The following is a 16135-nucleotide window of genomic DNA, read 5'->3' on the forward strand; positions in this document are numbered from 1 at the left end:
AGTAAAACGAAGAGTCACGCGAGATGGTGTTCAAGAAAATCACCCTCATCGGTCGGAGTAACGAGAGTTTCGACGCCGCCGTGGACGATGCCGTCGACCGCGCAGAAGAGACGCTCGCGGGCGTCCACTGGGTCGAAGTGGACGAACTCGGTGTCGAAATCGCGTCCGTCGACACGCGTGAGTACCAAGCAGAGGTCACCGTCGCCTTCGAACTGCAACAGGGCGACGAGTAACGCCGCGGCTGAGCAACGAGTAGCGCCGTCGAAGCGGCCCAATCGAGGCTCACGACCGTCGGGGTGATTCGGCCCGGCCGAACTGTCGAGGCAGTCGGTCGGTCTTGCCGAGTCCGGCGTCCCGACGGCTTCTTAGGCACCCGAAACGTCACTGACAAGAAGCGAATGCCACGGTTCCTCCACTACTCCGACCTCGAAAACGTCTACGACGACCCCGAGCGAGCGGGTCGCCTCGCCGGGTGCGTCACGACGCTCGACGACGACGACACGCTCGTCGTCGGCACCGGCGACAACAGCGCGCCGGGTGTCCTGTCGCTCATCGAGCGGGGCGGGCAAGTTCTCGATTTCTACCGCGCCGTCGACGCCGACCTCGAAACGTTTGGCAACCACGAGTTCGACTACGGTCCCACGCGACTCCGAGAACTTGTGGGAAACAGTCTCCCAACGTGGGTCTCGTGTAACATCCGCGACGAAGCAGGTGAGCGCTTCGCCGCCGCTGAGGGGGCGGTCTCTCGGACGACCCGAACCGTCGATGGCGTGACGCTGGGCTTTTTCGGCGTCACCGACCCCGCGACCGGCTCTATCAACCCCGAAGCGGTCGACGTGACATTCGACGACCCGTACAGCGCAGCGGGTGACGCCGCGGCCGCGCTCCGTGAGGAGGGTGCCGAGTACGTCGTCGCGCTCTCACACCTCGGCAGCGGCGACGACGAACTGGCTCGCCGCTGCGACGTTGACCTCATCCTCGGCGGGCACGTCCACGCAGAGCGCGACGACGTGGTCGAGGGCGTCCCCCTCGTCCGCCCCGGCGCAAACGGCCACGTCGTCTGGGAGGTCCGAATCGACGACGGGCGTATCGAGACGGTTCGGCACAAGACCGCCGAGTACCGCGCCGACGAGGCACTCGTCAGGATGCTCAACGGCCGCGTGGACGACGCTGGTCTCGGCGAGGTGCTGTGTCGAATCGACCGCCCGATGGACCGCTCCGAGGAGACGGTCGCCGCAGGTGAGTGCCGTATCGGCAACACCATCGCCGACGCCTATCGGTGGGCGGCCGGTGCCGACGTGGGACTCCAGAACAGCGGCGGCATCCGCTCCGGTCCGCCAATCGGTCCCGAGGTGACCCACGCCGACCTCGTGAGTCTGGTCCCCTTCGAAGAACATCTCGTGGTTGCCGAGGTGACAGGAACGGAACTCCTCGCAATATTCAACGCCGCCCGCGGCGCGTCGATGGGCTTCGGCGAACCGGACTGGTGGCACGCCCAGATTAGCGGTGCGCGAATCGTCTGGGACGACGAGAAAAACGAGGTCATCGAAGCAACCGTCAACGGCCGCCCAATCGACCCCGATTCGTACTACCGACTCGCTACGAGCGATTACATCCTCCACACCACACAGGAGTTCCCGGCGCTTACCCAGTCCCACCGGGCTGGCGAGTACGGCATCCAACACGAGGTGCTGGCCGACTACGCCCGCGAGGTCGGCTTCGACGCAGAAGTCGAAGGGCGTATCGAACGGCGGTCCGCACGCCCCGCGGAAGACTGACCATTGGTGACAGACAGCACTGTCGTCGGCGAGTCCATCCGAGAGGGAAAGGTTCAGGCAGGCCGGGCAAGTGGGTTCCGAATATGACACGCGTCGTGGTCCCGGTTCGGTACCCGCTTTCGAAACACTCGCGGGCGACGCTGGAGGAGGCCGTCCGAATCGCACGCGAGCGCGACGCAGAGTTGACCGTTCTCCACGTGGACCTCTATCAGTCGAACCACGGGGTGACGCGAACGGAACTCAAGCGGGCGGTCGAACGCGAGTTCGGTCCGCTCGTCCGCGCCCGCTACGTCGTCCGCCGCGGATTCCTCGTCGAGGAGACGATTCTCGAAGAGGTGGCCGCCGAGGAGGCCGACATCGTCGTCATCGGGTCGAAACAGGCGAGTCGCTGGCGGCGCATGCTCCGGCGCTTCCTCGACGACCCTGACATCGACATGTACCTCCGCGAGAAACTGGACTGTACGGTGATTACGGTCCGCGCCGACAGCTAAGTCGTCACTCGTCGGAACGATTCTCTCTGTCGCCTCGTTCGTCGTCGAGCGGTGCGTCCTCCGTCGGTGAGGCGTCCTCCGCTTCAGCGTGCTCCGGTGGCGACGCGTCCCCCACTTGTGCGTGCTTCGACGGCGGCGACGCGACCACGTGGCGTGGCTCTGACGCCGAGTCGTCGCCGGTAAGTCGGACCGCACCGCTCGTCTCGTCGAAGACGAGATGCGTGTGCGGGTACGCGAACTCGATGTTGGCGTCGGACTCCTCCAGCAGGTTCCACAGACGGGTCTGGACTTCCGACTGGACTCGCAGCAGTTTGTACGGTTTCAACGACCAGTACCGGAGGCGAAAGAGAACGCCGTTGTCGGCGTACGACTCGATGTACGCGGTCGGTTTCGCCGGGTAGCGGGCGCTCCCGATGCGGATGTCCGGCCCGCCTTCGATGACCTGGTCGCAGTTGCGGGCGGCGCGTTCGATGAGGTTGCGGGCGGCGTCGAGGTCCGACTCGTAGGTGACGAGTATGTCGAGCGACAGGCGCGTGCGCTCGTCCTCCGCGGAGTAGTTGACAACGTCGCGCTCGCGGATGGTCGAGTTCGGTATGACGAGGAAGGTGTTGTCGAGGGTGAACACCTTCGTGTACCGGAGGTTTATCTCGTCGACGAACCCGCGGGTGCCGTCGTCGAGTTCTATCATGTCGCCGATTTCGTAGGGCTGGTCGGCGAGGATGAACACGCCGTTGACGATGCTCCCGACGATGGGCGCGAGTATGATACCGAGAACGGCCGAGAACACCGTCACCGAGAGGACGATGTCCCCCAACTGAAGGCCGAGGAGGTTTGCGGCGAGTGCCGCCCCAGACAGGATAATCGACAGACGGACGATTCGGAGAATGGTCTGTGCGACGCTCTGACGGCGGAACTGACGAGCAACCGGGCGTCCGATCAGACGGACGACGTACTTCGAGACGACGATGCTGACGGTGAGGACGATGAGCGCGGCGACGATGTTCCAGCCCGGAAAAATCAGTGATTCAGGGATGAAATCCGGCGGAGTCACGGCACTGGTCTGGAGCACGACGGGGACGGGATTCGCGCCAGTCATCGTGAACCACCCGCTAATCGACCCACACCGGCGACGTTTCGCTCGACTCCGCGCATAGCAATCGCAACGAGGAGCGACGAAAAAAGGGTTGTCACTGTCGGAGTCGTGGTTGTTACTGTCGAAGTCAGGCGAAACCGCAGCGGACGTGAACGGATATGTGTCAACAGTGCGTAGGATATGACATGGCTTACAGCGAGGCACTGACACCGGAGTTTGAGATTACACACCGAGACACACCGAGCGACGTGCTGTTGTGCGGATTCTCGTCGTTCGGACTGGCCGGATTGACCGCGGTCGATTACCTCGTCGACCACATGGGACTCGAACAGACGGGCCACCTCACCGTCGATGGCCTCCCCGTTGTGACGCCGTTCGAAGATGGCCGTCCGCGGCATCACACGCGATTTTTCTCTCGCTCAGACCTCGACGTGACCGTCCTCGTCGGCGAACTGTTCGTCCCGGCGGTGTTCGGCACGCAGTTCAGCGATGCCATCCTCGATTGGACCGAAGCGAACGGTGTCGAGGAAGTCGCCGTCCTCGCAGGTATCCCGGTTGCCCACGGCCCGGACGAACACCGCGTCTTCTACATCGCCACCGACGACTACCGCGAGACACGCCTCGGTGACACCGAGGTTCCGCCGATGGGGCGCGGGTTCTTCGACGGGACGAACGCCGCTCTCGTCGAGCGCGGCATCGACTCCCCGTTAGGCGTCGGCGTCTTCGTCACGCCGGTCCACGCGCAGGTTCCGGACGTTGAGGCCGCAATTCGACTCGTCGAGACCGCAAACGACGTGTACGACCTCGGTGTCACCGCCGCCCCGCTCGAATCCTTCGCCGCAGAGGTCAGACAGTACTACGCCGAACTCGCCGAACGACTCCGAGAGAGCGAACCCGACCTGCCCGACGACCGGATGTACATGTGACCACTCGCCGCGTGTGTGTGGTCTCGACACCACGCTGTACCACCCGTTTACGGAACGTTGTGCTACTCGAATATTAGTAAATGGTTTACGTGATGCCGTATACGACACGACCATGGCTGACGAACTGCGCCTCACGATGGAGCGCGTTGGCGAGCGGTTCAACCTCGGTGAATACGAAATTGACGCGTACCTCGCTGTGCTCGAACACGGACAACTAACGGCGAGCGAAATCGCCGACCGAACGAGCATCCCGCAACCACGAGTGTACGACACGGTCCGCAGTCTCTCGGACCGCGGTCTCGTCGAACTTCGGGAGTCGCGGCCGATGAAAATCGTCGCCGTCGACCCGGACGACGCCTTCTCGAACGTGCAGACCTCGCTCGAAGAACTCATCGAGGAACTCGAAGCGCGGTACACCGCCCCGGCGCGCGACACCGAGGCCGTCTCGCTCGTGAAGTCGCGGTCGACCATCCTGCGCTACATCGAGGAGATTATCGATGCCGCGGAGTACGAACTCGTCCTCTCTTTGACGCCTGACCTCCTGCGTCGCTTCCGCGACGACCTCGCGGCCGCAGTCGACAGCGGCGTGAGCATCGACCTGCTCATCACGCCCGCCTCCCGCGCACCCGACCCGAGCGAGTTCAACTACCTCGACGTGGCGACCATCGCCCGTGCGCGCCGCGGTATCACCACGCCGGTCCTCGCAGTCGCCGACGGCGAGTACTCCATCTACGCCACGCAGGACGCCCTGCGCGACGACCGCGACCGCTACGGCGTCATCTTCAACCGCTCCGCGCTCGGGTTCCTCGTGAGCGGGTTCTTCGGGACTGTCCTCTGGAGCACCGCCGAGACCATCGTCGCCGACGGAAAGCTTCGTCCCTTCCCGCGTCGCTACGCCTCTATCCGCCGCGCGGTCAAGGACATCCGCGAACTCGACGGTGACTTCTACGCCTCCGTCTCGGGCCGCGATATCGAAACCGGCGACCCAATCGTCGTCGAAGGCCGCGTCATCGAGACGGCCTTCGAAGACACCGAGGAAGTCGCCTCGCTCCACATCGAAACCGACGAGGGCATCGTCGAAGTCGGCGGTCTCGTCGCCGCACTCGAAGACATCGAAGGACAAGAGATTCTCCTCGGCCGCGACGAGGTTCCGGACCGCGACCAGTTCGCCTGAGTCGCCATACCCCGGTTCTGAATCGCGCTCCTCACTGCACGCCGTTTTTTGGCCTCACACCGGGCCGTTCGTCAGTCACTCCTCGTCGAACTCGTAGACGACCGACCCGCACTCTTCGCAGGCGAGTACGTCCTGTTCCGGCGAGTCGTAGATACTCGCCGTGCCGCCGCAGCAGTCCCGCGTCGTCGTCTCGACGACTGGGCCGCCGCAGGCCGGACAGACCTCCGAGAACATCCGGAGCGGTTCGGTCGCCGCGAGGGCGACTGCCGGGTCGACGCCGCGTTCGACGACGGTGTACAGGGTCGCAACGTCGGCGATAGCCTGCGTTCGTGAGAGCCAGACCGAGAGGTCAGGACCGTGGAGTCCGATGCCGTCGTACTCAGGCGTGGCCTCGGCGTCGAAAGGAACGGCAGTTTCGACCGCAGTGGCGAGTTCGTCGTCACTCCCCTTGCGGAGGGTCGCCATCGTCGATTCCCACTCCTCGCGGACCTCGTCGGCGACGAAGAGACCGTCGGGTTCGTCGACGAGGACGCCAGCGTCGAGAAGCGTCGAAAGCATTACCTCGGGGTCGACGTTGGCGTCGAGTGAGTCAGACTGTCGCGGTTCGTCTTCGTCGTCGCCGAAGACGCCCGCCAGACCGACGGCGGCGACGAGTCTGGGCGCGAACGACGGCGTACCCGGGACGACGTAGCCGCGGAGATAGACGGCGAGCGCGCCGAGTGCGAGGACCGCGACACCGGCCGGAATCCACAGCAGTCCGAGTGCCAGCGAGACGGCGACGACGACGATGGCGTTGACGACGGTACAGGGGAGACACCGATTCTCGCCAGTGTACTCCGGTCGTTTGAGCGTGTCGAGGAGCGTCATGATAGGAAAAGTAGGTCGTGTGTGCGTTTCGATGTTGTGGAGGGTTCAGTTCACAGGCGGGGCTTCGACGGGGTCGAGGCGGACCGCGCGACCCTCCTCGGACGAGCGGTAGATGGCGTCGATGACGCGCTGGACCGCGAGTCCCTGTTCGACCGTGTTGCGGCCGGGATGTTCGCCGTCGGCGACAGCTTCGAGGAACAGTTTCTGTTCGGACTTGTGAGTGTCGTTGGGTTGGGTATCCACGTTCGAAGTGATGAGGTGGTTCCCGCCGCCAGTACCGCCGTCGTACAGTTCGAGTTCGTGGCTGGCGCGGTCGAATCGAGCGCCGCCGTCGGTGCCCCGGAGGAAGAACTCGTCGTTGGTCGGTCGGTTGGTCGCCCACGCGACTTCGAGCGAGATGGTCGTCCCCTCGGCCGTCCGGATGAACGCGCTCGCGGAGTCGTCAACATCGAACCCTTCGGGACCGGTGTCGTCGCCCCACATCTCGACGAACGTGTAGTCATCTTTGTCGCCGAACTGCGAGCGGGTGACACCGGAGACTTCGACGACCTCCGGGAAGTCGAGGAAGTAGAGCGCGAGGTCAATTGCGTGGACGCCGATGTCGATGAGCGCTCCGCCGCCAGAGATATCCTTGGAGGTGAACCACGACCCGCGGCCGGGGATGCCGCGTCGTCGGACGTAGTTGGCTTCGACGTGAGACACGTCGCCGAACGAACCGGTTTCGTAGTGGTGTCGGACGACCTCGACCGGGTTGGCAAAGCGGTTGTTGAACCCGACCATACAGAAGCCGTCGGCCTTCTCGGCGGCGTCGGCGATGCGCTCTGCGGATTCGAGCGAGTGCGCGAGGGGCTTTTCGAGGAGTACGTCGAGGCCGGAGTCGAGCGCCGCGACGGCGTACTCCTCGTGGAAACGGTTCGGGGTCGTGATGATGACAGCATCGACCTCTGCGAACAGCTTTTCTTTCTCCTCGTACGTGTTTACGTCGTACTTCTCTTCGAACCGGCGTCGAGCGGCGGCCTGAATGTCCAGTCCACCGGCGAGGTCGGCACCGAGGTCAACCAAGCGGTCTGCGTGGTGGTGCCCGATGTTGCCGAGTCCGACGATACCGACGCGGACTGATGACTCCGTACTCATGATTCAATTATTAACTACTGTTGGTGTTAAGGTTCACGTTCTTTGGTCTGTTTTGCCAGAATCGGTGGCAAACCGGCCCTCAGCCACGTGGCGTCGGTCGGTTACAGTTCCCCGGCGGTGGCGTCTCACGGCGGTTTCTGACGCCATCGAGGCGGTCGTGGAAACGCCATCGAGGTGGTCGTGGAAACGCCATCGAGGTGGTCGTGGAAGCGACCCGTTGCCGGTCGTCAGTAGAGTTGTTCCTCGCGTTCTTTCCGCTCTTCTTCGCGGCGTTCTTTCTCCTTGAGCTTCCGACGACCTCGAAGGTACTGCCGTCCCTTCGGAATGAACTTGTTCTTCACGTCGAGGACGAACGACACGATGCCGTACGCCCAGAAGAAGAACAGGACGGTCATGCCGCCGAGATAGAGCCAGCCGAGTTCGTTGACCATGGGTGTGTGATGCGGTAGTGTTTGAATACCCGTTGTGCGGGTGGTTGGCGCGCTGTTCAGTCGTCGCTTTCGGCTTCTGCGTCGGCGGGACCGCTCGCCTGAACGAGGCTTTCGATACCGTGGCTGAGCGCGATGCCCGTCTCGGAGTCGAAGAGGTGGACCCTCGAACGGTCGAGGATGACCGAAACGTCCTCGTCTTCTTCGATATCCGTGTCGGGCGAGACGCTCATCAGTAGCTGGTCGTTCATGGCGATCGACGTCTCTTCGAGGTCCGCGTGCGCTTCCTCTGTGAGCTTCAGGTAGACGAATATCTCGTCACCCATCGGCTCAAGCACGTCCGTTGTCGCCTCGATGCGGTGGGTGGGGTTCGCCACCTGCCGCTCGTTTTCGACGAGGTAGACATCTTCGGGGCGGATACCCATCGTGACCTCTCTGCCGACCTGGACGCCCAGTTCTGTGGGGTCGAACTCGACATCGATGTTGGTCGAGTCGAACCCGGTTTCGGTGATTTCCCCGTCGAGGAAGTTCATCGACGGCGACCCGATAAAGCCGGCGACGAACAGGTTCGCGGGTTCGTTGTAGCAGACCAGCGGCGGGGCAATCTGCTGGAGTTGCCCCGAGTCGATGACCGCGATACGGTCGGACATCGTCATCGCCTCCGCCTGGTCGTGCGTGACGTAGATGATGGTCGTGTCGAGTTCCTTGTGCAGGCGCTGGAGTTCCGTTCGCATGTGGACGCGAAGCTTCGCGTCGAGGTTCGCCAGCGGTTCGTCCATGAGGAACACGCCGGGGTTGCGAACGATAGCGCGGGCGATAGCGACGCGCTGGCGCTGCCCGCCGGACATCTCGTCGGGCATGCGTTCGAGCATGCCTTCGAGTTGCACAATATCGGAGGCCCGCTCAACGCGGCGGTCGATTTCCTCCTTGTCGTAGTTGCGGAGGCGGAGACCGAACGAGATGTTGTCGTACACGTCCATGTGCGGGAACAGCGCGATGTTCTGGAACACCATCGCCACCCCGCGGTCCTTGGGCGGGAGGTTCGTCACCTCACGGTCGCCGATGAAGACCTTCCCCTCCGAGGGGATGGTCAGCCCCGCAATCATCTCCATTGTCGTCGACTTCCCACACCCCGACGGACCGACGAGGCAGACGAATTCGCCGTCCTCGATTTCGAGGTTCATGTCGTCGACCGCCGTTACGTCGTCGTAGTGCTTGCTTACGTGTTCGAGTTTAACGTCTCCCATGGTTACTCCTTCAGTGCTCCTGCAGTCAGTCCGCTGACGATTCTCTCCTGTGCAATTATGACAAGGATGGCCACGGGTAAGACTCCCACGATGGAAGCGGCGGCCATCAGGTTGTACGGGGTGTCGAACTGGCCCTGATATTTCAGGATACCAGCGACGATGGGTGCCCACGACGAGGCCTCACCGTTGTTCATCAGGAACGAGAAGAAGAACTCGTTGTACACCGCAATGAACGTGAGGACACCCGCAGTCGCCACGCCGGGTGCCGAAAGCGGCACAATGACGCGGAACAGCGCCCCGAGGCGCGTGGTTCCTTCGACCCGTGCCGCATCCTCCAACCCGTCGGGAATTTGCCCGTAGAAGGTTGTGAGGATGAATATCGACAGCGGGAGGAACAACGCGCTAAAGGGGAATACCATCGGTGCCGGTGTGTTGAACAGGTCCGGCGACGCGATGGTGACAGCGCCGATGCTGAGGGCGGTGTTCCCGGTGAACAGTTCGAACAGGGGGATGAGGAACGCCGCCGGCGGGAAGTACGAGATGGCGAGAATGCCGAGCATCAGGATGCCCTTCCCGGGGAACCGGAGGCGTCCGAAGACGTAGCCCGCGAGGCTCGCGATGAGCAACACGATGACTGTCGTCGAGATGCCGAGCACGAAGCTGTTGAACATGAACCAGTGGAACGGCACCCGTTCGAACATCAAGATGAACACCTCGGGGTTGAATCCCTTCGGAACCAGCCCCATGTTGGTAATGAGGCGGTTCGGCGTGAGCGCTAAGACCAGCAACCAGTAGAACGGGAACAGCGTCGTGACGAGGAAGAACACCGTCGCGACGTAGAACATCGAGCGGTAGACTCTGTCCGGGTTCTTGATTGCCGTGTCCACCCAGCGTCCGAGCGGACCGCGTTTCATCTCTGCGTCGTCGCCTCCGACGCCGACTCCGGAAGTTTCGCTGGACATGTTAGATACCCTCGCTGGCGAAGTTCACGATGTATATGGAGACCACGGCGGCGATGATGCCCGCAGTGACGAACGCCACCGTTGCCGAGGTTCCATACAGCGGTGCGTTGAACGTGGTGACGACGAGACACGAGAGCGACGGGACTGTCTGACAGCCAGCCATCGTCTCGATGATGCCGTAGACCCGCATCGCGTCGATGGTGCGAAAGAGCATGGCGACGAGCACCGTCGGCAGGATGAGCGGGAAGGTGATCAGCTTGAACCGCTGCCAGCGCGATGCGCCAGCCACCTTCGCCACGTCGTACAGCGACCGGTCGATGCTCTGCATCCCGGCGAGGATGAGAAGCGCCATGAACGCGGATGTCTTCCACACGTCGGCCACGATGATGAGGAACAACGCGTCTGCGGTGTCGCGCAGGGGCGTTGTTCCGATGAGACCGAGTTGATTCAAAAGCGCCGGGTTGTCGGTCGTGCCGATGAGAAAGCCGATGTTCGGCTGGAACAGCAGGAAGAAAATCATCCCCTGAATGACGATGGGCACCGCCCACGGGATGATAATCGCGACACGAACCCACCGCCGACCACGGAAGTCCTGGTCGAGGATGAGCGCTTGGCCGAAGCCGATGAGCGTTTCGAAGAGCACGCTGAACAGGGTGAAGATGAGCGTCACCATCAGCGCACTCGAGTAGATGTCTGTTACGAACGGGAATTCAGTTGTGAACGTCGGAAGGAAGGCGGACGGAAGCGCGAAGTCACGTGCCCCGGTGAACAGGTCCACGTAGTTCTGCAGCCCCACGAACTCACCCAGTCGTGCGGTCCCCGTTAGCTGGTCGGCGAACAGCGACATGCTGAACGTCTGGACCAACGGGTAGATCGCGATTACCCCCAACAGGATGAGCGCGGGTGTGAGAAGCAGGTACGCGAACTGCGTCTCCGTGAGTGATTCCATCCAGTTTACGGCCGACGCGTATGGGCCGGTTCGCCGGGTATCAGGAACCGTCTCCCCCGATTGTTGTTCTGTAGCCATGACAATTGTTAACGTTTATTTGGGATAAAAGTACGTCTTATCCCGTGACGGACTTTATGCGGCGCTCTGCTCGATCTGCTCGAGTTGCGACTTGAGGTCGGACATCGCCTTCTCCGGCGTCTTCTCTCGGGCCATCGCGTTGTTGACCTCCTGCGAGATCTTTCCGGACTGCTGCGGCCACAGGACAGTGACCGGGCGCGGGATGGCGTTGTTACCGGCGACCTTCAGCGCGTCGAGGTAGCGTCCGATGACGGGCACCTGTTTCGCGCGGTCGGATTCAAGCAGCGACGGACGCGGCGGAATCCACCCGATGATTTCGAGCATGTCGAGCTGGAACTGCTCGTTCTGCATGGCCTTGAAGACCTGTACAGCCGCCTGCTTCTTCTTGCTCGTGGCGTTCGGGTTCATCGTCATGTGCCACCCACCGAGTGCGGCGACGGGACCACCAGTCCCCTCGTATTTGGCCTCGTCGGGCGTGACGCCGTACGGAATCGGCATGACACCGAGGTCTTCACCGAACCCGGTCTGGTCGTTTTCTGCCGTCGGCTCCGCACCGTTGATGACGATGGAGTACGGCCAGTTGCGGTGCATGATTGCGTCCCCGCCAGTGAACGGCTTCCGGGACGGTTCTTCGGTCCACTGCAGGACGGCCTCGGGCGCAATCTTGCCCGTGATGCCCTCCAGCGAGTGTTCGTCACCCTCGCCGTGGATGAGCGTCCGAACCATCCGGATGGCATTGAGGACGGGTTCTTCGTCGACCGTAACCGGACGGTCACCAACGGGGCCGAACAGGTTGTCGCGGCCGCCGAAGTACGCGCCACCGTACGAGGTCATGAACTCGTTGAAGTCACAGCACGACAGCCCCTCGTAGACGTTCGCTTGGAAGGTGTATCCGTACCTCACGTCGGAGTTGGCCTCCATGGCCTCCTTCGTAATTCTCGAGAAATCCTCCCACGACATGGACTCAGTTGCCCACGTGTCGAAGTCCTCGTCGGTGTAGCCCGCGTTCCGAAGCAGGTCCTTGCGGTACTGCATCGTCGGGAAGTCCGGGAACAGCGGCTGTCCGTACAGGTCGCCGTCCGAACCCTTCGCGGTCGAGACGCTGGCCTCGAAGTACTCGTCTTCGATGGCCGAGGTCATCTCGCTCGGGAGCGACTTCGACAGGTTCTGGAGCTGATTCCGCTCGATGAACGGAATCGTCCACCCGCTGTCCATCATCAGGAGCGTCGGCTCTTGGCGGCCACCACTGAGCCACTGCTGGTACTGCGCCTGTCGGTTGTCCGTAACCTGAGACCCGGCGACGATTTCTACCGTGATATTCTCAGGCAAACCGGCGTTCCGAAGGGCCTCGAAAATTGCATCGTCATTTTCGGCGACGCGAGTGTCCGCAGCCCACTTTACCGTGATGTCTTCGGTCGGTTCTTCGGTGTTAATCGGAGTATCGGTGTCCCCGTCGCCACCACCGTTGTCACCGTCGTCTCCGTCTCCCCCACCTGTGCTAATACAGCCCGCGAGTCCGACCGCGACGCCCGATGCGCCAGCGGCCTTCACGAAACTGCGTCGAGAGACGCCAGTGCGTTTGCCCTTGCGTGAGTCAGTATCAACCATTACAGTTTGTACTCTAAGTTCAGTGATTATTTATAGTTTTGGTGGATGCTACTACCGCTGTTGTAGTAAACTACTTGTCAATATTCACTGCAGTACGAACTCCAATCTATTCGATACTTGTGAGAACCGGTAACTAGTGACGGGATGTAGGCACTTAGTCTTTTCCCGGAGCCGGCCATCGAGGTGTCTTAGGAGCCTCAATACGTTCGATATCGGCCGAAGAGAGTTCCACGTCGAGAGCGCCGAGATTCTCGTCGAGGTGGTCGAGCCTTCGCGGTCCAACGATTGGCGCGTCTACAACCGGCTTGTGTAATAACCACGCAAGTGACACCTGTGCGGGCGTCACATCCTTCTCATCAGCAATGTCACGAATCTCGTCGAGGACGGCCCAGTTTTCGTCGGTGAACCGGTTCGTAGTATAGTCGTCCGTGTCCGCGCGCGTGTCCGCGGGGACGTCGCTCTCTCGGTCGTACTTTCCGGTGAGGAACCCGCCCGCAAGCGGTGACCACGGGATGACGCCGATATCTTCGCCCTCGCAGACCGGAAGCAGATTCACCTCCTCGTGTCTGTCGACGGCGTTGTACTCGGGTTGCATACAGGCGAACCGCTCGACGTTCTCCACGTCCGCGGTGTACAGCGCCTTCGTGAACTTGTACGCCGACATCGTACTCGCCCCGATGTGTCGGACCACCCCCTCATCGACAAGGTGGTCGAGCGCCGAAAGCGTCTCTTCGATTGGAACGCGGTCGTCCCAGCGGTGAATCTGATACAGGTCGATGTAGTCGGTGCCGAGTCTGTCGAGACTCGCCTGCGCCTGGTCGAGAATGTGCTTGCGCGAGAGACCCGATTTGTTTGGGCCGTCGCCCATCGGGAAGAACACCTTCGTCGCGATAACCAGTTCTTCCCGGTCACGCCCGGCGATTGCCTCGCCGACGATTCGCTCTGACTCCCCGCGAGAGTAGGCGTTCGCCGTGTCGAGGAAGTTGATTCCGGCGTCCAACGCGTGGTCGAGGAGTTCGAGACTCGCCTCTCGGTCGTTCATCATCCACTCCGCACTCGACCCGAAGTTCATACACCCGAGACAGAAGCGCGAGACTTCCAGTCCCGTGTTCCCGAGGTACGTGTACTCCATCTCTGTCATGGTGAAACATACTCACACTACGATGAAAAATGTGCGTGTGGTGAGAGAACTCCCGAACGACGCTCGGAGACGTAATCGCTTTACCCACCCCTCTGGAATCCGGAGTGTATGGATGGGCGCACACGCGAGTACCTCGAAGGGCGGTTCGGTGACTACTACCGGAGCGTCGCCGTCCCCCTGCCACCCGCTCCGAGTGAGCGGGAGTGGGGCGTCATCCCGTGGTCGGCGGGCGGCACACGAATGCACCGACACCAGTCGCTTCTCGACCTTGGGGACCTCGACGACTACCTCGCGCGAACCGCGCCCAGACACGTGTACTTCTCGTCAGCCCGCTTTACCGACCCCGGCGCGTCCTCGATGGACGAAAAAGGGTGGCGGGGGGCCGACCTCGTCTTCGACATCGACGCCGACCACCTCCCCGGCGTCGATCCCGACGAGACGAGTTACGCCGACATGCTCGACGCGGGGAAAGAGGCGGTTTTCGACCTCATCGACCTGCTCGAATCCGACTTCTCGTTCGACGAGATGCAGGTCGTCTTCTCCGGCGGCCGCGGCTACCACGTCCACGTCAGGGACGACTCGGTTCGGCAACTCGACAGCGAGGCGCGCCGCGAGATTGTCGATTACATCCGCGCCATCGACCTCGACGTAGAGGGCCTCATCGAGACGCGCCAGCACGGAACGACGACGCGGCGCGTCCTCCGAACCGAAGGCGGGTGGGGCCGCCGGACTCACCAGCGCCTCCTCAAATTCGCAGATGGGCTGATGGAGATGGAAGAAGACGCCGCGCTCGAACGACTGATGGAACTCGACGGCATCGGCGAGGGGCGTGCGAAGACCATCCTCGGAACGTTCCGAAACAACCCGGAAGCCATCCGCGACGGAAACGTCGAAGCGGGCGGCCCCGGCGTTCGCACATTGGTCGAAGCCCTCGCAAACGAGACCATCGAGGACGAAACGTCGCCCATCGACGAACCGGTCACGACCGACACGAAGCGCCTGATTCGACTCCCGAAGAGCCTCCACGGCGGGTCAGGTCTCGTCGTTCAGCCCCTCGACAGAGACGACCTCGACGAGTTCGACCCGCTCGCAGATGCGGTCCCCGAGCGATTCCGCGGCCGGGAAATCACCGTCAATGTCACAGACGCCGGCCCGGTGACGTTCGATGGCGATACCTTTACACTTCAGTCTGGCGTCCAATCAGTACGCGAGAGTCTCGGGATTTTCCTCATGACCCGCGGCCGAGCTGAGAAGGTGAAACAATGAACGTAGACGAACTCAGGAGTGTGCTGCGGACCGAACGCCAGAAAGATAGCCTGCAGCAGCTGCGCGAGTCGTTCTACGAGGATGTCTCTCAGTACATCGCCGAGCGGAAGGCCACGAGAGAACAGAAGGCGGAGGAACTCGGTACTCACTATTCGCCCGAAATTCGACGGATTACCGACGAAATCGAAACGGCCGAAGAAGTCGTCACGTCGATTTACGAACGCCGCGTCGGCAAAGTCGTCAAGGCCGCGAGTTTCGCTGCCGCCGGGATGTCCAGTACCACCGAGGGGCTGACGACCGAAGAAAAGCGACTGTTCGAAGACCTCGTCGGGCGAATCGAGGAGAACCGAAACACGGTCCTCTCGGCGCTCGAAGACGTTGCTGCCGCCGACGAACCAGCAGGTGGACTCGGGTCGGCAAGCGACCACGGGGCGGCCGCGCCCCACGAGACAGCAACTCCCCCCGGAACGGCCAACACACCGGGCGAACCCGAGTCTGACCCGACAATTCCGCCGGACGAACCGGACCCCGACGCAACTGATTCTACACCCGCGTTCGACACCACCCCCGAAAGCGCAGGCGACGTCCTCGCCAGCGCGATGGGTGACGAGACGGGCGAGTCACCGGATTCCAATGCAGACGCGGAGAGCAACGACCCGAGTCGTCCGCCGAGCGAGGCCGCGGCGGTCCTCGGTGACGACGAAGGTGACACACCGGAGGCAGCACCCAGCGAAGCGGCCGCATCCGGGGCTGCCGACCACGAGACTGCCGACTCCGACACCACCGATTCCGACGACGACCCCCTCGCGGGACTCATCGACGACCGTGAGACGGTCCGTATCACCGCCGACGTGGGGACCATCCTCGGCATCGACGAGCGAGAGTACGACCTCGTGAGCGAGGACGTGGTGACGCTTCCGTCGGCCAACGCCGAACCGCTCGTCGAACGCGGTGCGGCCGAAAAACTCGAGTGAGAAAGACCCTTCTCCGCGC

The 16135-nt window shown here is 62.4% G+C and carries 16 protein-coding genes; 7 read left to right on the forward strand and 9 right to left on the reverse strand.

The genetic code is table 11. The annotated features are described in order from the left end of the window. Positions 1–23 precede the first annotated feature (23 nt). From ACH9L7_RS02545 to ACH9L7_RS02555, 3 genes are all read left to right on the forward strand, one after another. Complete coding sequence (locus tag ACH9L7_RS02545; protein WP_396612184.1) at positions 24–233, forward strand: dodecin; 210 nt, start codon at positions 24–26, stop codon at positions 231–233. A gap of 165 nt (positions 234–398) precedes the next feature. After that, positions 399–1778: a bifunctional metallophosphatase/5'-nucleotidase gene (locus tag ACH9L7_RS02550; protein ID WP_396612185.1), complete on the forward strand. Its 1380-nt coding sequence runs from the start codon at positions 399–401 to the stop codon at positions 1776–1778. A gap of 83 nt (positions 1779–1861) precedes the next feature. Continuing rightward, entirely contained in the window at positions 1862–2269 is a 408-nt protein-coding gene (locus ACH9L7_RS02555) for a universal stress protein (RefSeq protein ID WP_396612186.1), read from the forward strand. Positions 2270–2273: 4 nt separating this feature from the next. Here the strand turns inward: ACH9L7_RS02555 and ACH9L7_RS02560 are convergent, their stop codons facing one another. Continuing rightward, positions 2274–3365, reverse strand: coding sequence for a mechanosensitive ion channel family protein (locus ACH9L7_RS02560; protein ID WP_396612187.1), 1092 nt, complete (start codon positions 3363–3365; stop codon positions 2274–2276). Positions 3366–3547: 182 nt separating this feature from the next. Between ACH9L7_RS02560 and ACH9L7_RS02565 the strand changes: the two genes are divergently transcribed. Both ACH9L7_RS02565 and trmB read left to right on the forward strand, forming a co-directional pair. Then, positions 3548–4288 carry a proteasome assembly chaperone family protein gene (locus tag ACH9L7_RS02565; RefSeq protein WP_396612188.1) on the forward strand — a complete coding sequence of 247 codons (741 nt, stop codon included), beginning with the start codon at positions 3548–3550 and terminating at the stop codon, positions 4286–4288. Positions 4289–4400: 112 nt separating this feature from the next. Further along, positions 4401–5462, forward strand: a complete 1062-nt coding sequence (trmB, locus tag ACH9L7_RS02570) for an HTH-type sugar sensing transcriptional regulator TrmB (protein ID WP_396612189.1) — start codon at positions 4401–4403, stop codon at positions 5460–5462. Positions 5463–5537: 75 nt separating this feature from the next. On the opposite strand, the gene ACH9L7_RS02575 is transcribed toward trmB, so the two are convergent. From ACH9L7_RS02575 to ACH9L7_RS02610, 8 genes are all read right to left on the reverse strand, one after another. Continuing rightward, complete coding sequence (locus tag ACH9L7_RS02575; RefSeq protein ID WP_396612190.1) at positions 5538–6329, reverse strand: hypothetical protein; 792 nt, start codon at positions 6327–6329, stop codon at positions 5538–5540. 45 nt (positions 6330–6374) lie between these two features. Next, on the reverse strand, positions 6375–7463 hold the full coding sequence (locus tag ACH9L7_RS02580) for a Gfo/Idh/MocA family protein (RefSeq protein ID WP_396612191.1): 1089 nt from the start codon (positions 7461–7463) through the stop codon (positions 6375–6377). A gap of 227 nt (positions 7464–7690) precedes the next feature. Further along, on the reverse strand, positions 7691–7894 hold the full coding sequence (locus ACH9L7_RS02585; RefSeq protein ID WP_396612192.1) for a hypothetical protein: 204 nt from the start codon (positions 7892–7894) through the stop codon (positions 7691–7693). A gap of 56 nt (positions 7895–7950) precedes the next feature. Continuing rightward, entirely contained in the window at positions 7951–9138 is a 1188-nt protein-coding gene (locus ACH9L7_RS02590) for an ABC transporter ATP-binding protein (protein ID WP_396612193.1), read from the reverse strand. A 2-nt stretch (positions 9139–9140) separates the two neighbouring features. Beyond that, the gene (locus ACH9L7_RS02595) at positions 9141–10100 is read right to left on the reverse strand and encodes a carbohydrate ABC transporter permease (protein ID WP_396612194.1); all 960 of its coding nucleotides are present in this window, start codon (positions 10098–10100) and stop codon (positions 9141–9143) included. 1 nt (position 10101) lies between these two features. After that, the gene (locus ACH9L7_RS02600; RefSeq protein ID WP_396613317.1) at positions 10102–11049 is read right to left on the reverse strand and encodes a carbohydrate ABC transporter permease; all 948 of its coding nucleotides are present in this window, start codon (positions 11047–11049) and stop codon (positions 10102–10104) included. Between the two features lie 132 nt (positions 11050–11181). Continuing rightward, the gene (locus tag ACH9L7_RS02605; RefSeq protein WP_396612195.1) at positions 11182–12735 is read right to left on the reverse strand and encodes a substrate-binding domain-containing protein; all 1554 of its coding nucleotides are present in this window, start codon (positions 12733–12735) and stop codon (positions 11182–11184) included. Positions 12736–12889: 154 nt separating this feature from the next. Then, positions 12890–13876 (reverse strand): aldo/keto reductase, encoded by a 987-nt coding sequence (locus ACH9L7_RS02610; RefSeq protein ID WP_396612196.1) that lies wholly within the window; start codon positions 13874–13876, stop codon positions 12890–12892. 108 nt (positions 13877–13984) lie between these two features. Here ACH9L7_RS02610 and priS point away from each other — a divergent pair, with 108 nt between their 5' ends. Together priS and ACH9L7_RS02620 are read left to right on the forward strand one after the other, a co-directional pair. Further along, a complete protein-coding gene (gene priS, locus ACH9L7_RS02615) occupies positions 13985–15142 on the forward strand; it encodes a DNA primase small subunit PriS (protein WP_396612197.1) in 1158 nt (385 codons plus the stop codon). Then, complete coding sequence (locus ACH9L7_RS02620) at positions 15139–16116, forward strand: DNA replication protein (RefSeq protein WP_396612198.1); 978 nt, start codon at positions 15139–15141, stop codon at positions 16114–16116. Before priS ends, ACH9L7_RS02620 begins: the two co-directional genes overlap by 4 nt. Positions 16117–16135: the final 19 nt, after the last annotated feature.

Origin of the sequence: Haloferax sp. S1W, from assembly GCF_044593955.1 — an archaeon.
In the GTDB taxonomy this organism is placed as follows: domain Archaea; phylum Halobacteriota; class Halobacteria; order Halobacteriales; family Haloferacaceae; genus Haloferax.

Excerpts from the sequence above, each read along its gene's own strand:
- ACH9L7_RS02545 (WP_396612184.1), top strand. The coding sequence starts at position 24 with ATGGTGTTCAAGAAAATCACCCTCATCGGTCGGAGTAACGAGAGTTTC.
- ACH9L7_RS02550 (WP_396612185.1), top strand. The coding sequence starts at position 399 with ATGCCACGGTTCCTCCACTACTCCGACCTCGAAAACGTCTACGACGAC.
- ACH9L7_RS02555 (WP_396612186.1), top strand. The coding sequence starts at position 1,862 with ATGACACGCGTCGTGGTCCCGGTTCGGTACCCGCTTTCGAAACACTCG.
- ACH9L7_RS02560 (WP_396612187.1), bottom strand. The coding sequence starts at position 3,365 with ATGACTGGCGCGAATCCCGTCCCCGTCGTGCTCCAGACCAGTGCCGTG.
- ACH9L7_RS02565 (WP_396612188.1), top strand. The coding sequence starts at position 3,548 with ATGGCTTACAGCGAGGCACTGACACCGGAGTTTGAGATTACACACCGA.
- trmB (WP_396612189.1), top strand. The coding sequence starts at position 4,401 with ATGGCTGACGAACTGCGCCTCACGATGGAGCGCGTTGGCGAGCGGTTC.
- ACH9L7_RS02575 (WP_396612190.1), bottom strand. The coding sequence starts at position 6,329 with ATGACGCTCCTCGACACGCTCAAACGACCGGAGTACACTGGCGAGAAT.
- ACH9L7_RS02580 (WP_396612191.1), bottom strand. The coding sequence starts at position 7,463 with ATGAGTACGGAGTCATCAGTCCGCGTCGGTATCGTCGGACTCGGCAAC.
- ACH9L7_RS02585 (WP_396612192.1), bottom strand. The coding sequence starts at position 7,894 with ATGGTCAACGAACTCGGCTGGCTCTATCTCGGCGGCATGACCGTCCTG.
- ACH9L7_RS02590 (WP_396612193.1), bottom strand. The coding sequence starts at position 9,138 with ATGGGAGACGTTAAACTCGAACACGTAAGCAAGCACTACGACGACGTA.
- ACH9L7_RS02595 (WP_396612194.1), bottom strand. The coding sequence starts at position 10,100 with ATGTCCAGCGAAACTTCCGGAGTCGGCGTCGGAGGCGACGACGCAGAG.
- ACH9L7_RS02600 (WP_396613317.1), bottom strand. The coding sequence starts at position 11,049 with ATGGAATCACTCACGGAGACGCAGTTCGCGTACCTGCTTCTCACACCC.
- ACH9L7_RS02605 (WP_396612195.1), bottom strand. The coding sequence starts at position 12,735 with ATGGTTGATACTGACTCACGCAAGGGCAAACGCACTGGCGTCTCTCGA.
- ACH9L7_RS02610 (WP_396612196.1), bottom strand. The coding sequence starts at position 13,876 with ATGACAGAGATGGAGTACACGTACCTCGGGAACACGGGACTGGAAGTC.
- priS (WP_396612197.1), top strand. The coding sequence starts at position 13,985 with ATGGATGGGCGCACACGCGAGTACCTCGAAGGGCGGTTCGGTGACTAC.
- ACH9L7_RS02620 (WP_396612198.1), top strand. The coding sequence starts at position 15,139 with ATGAACGTAGACGAACTCAGGAGTGTGCTGCGGACCGAACGCCAGAAA.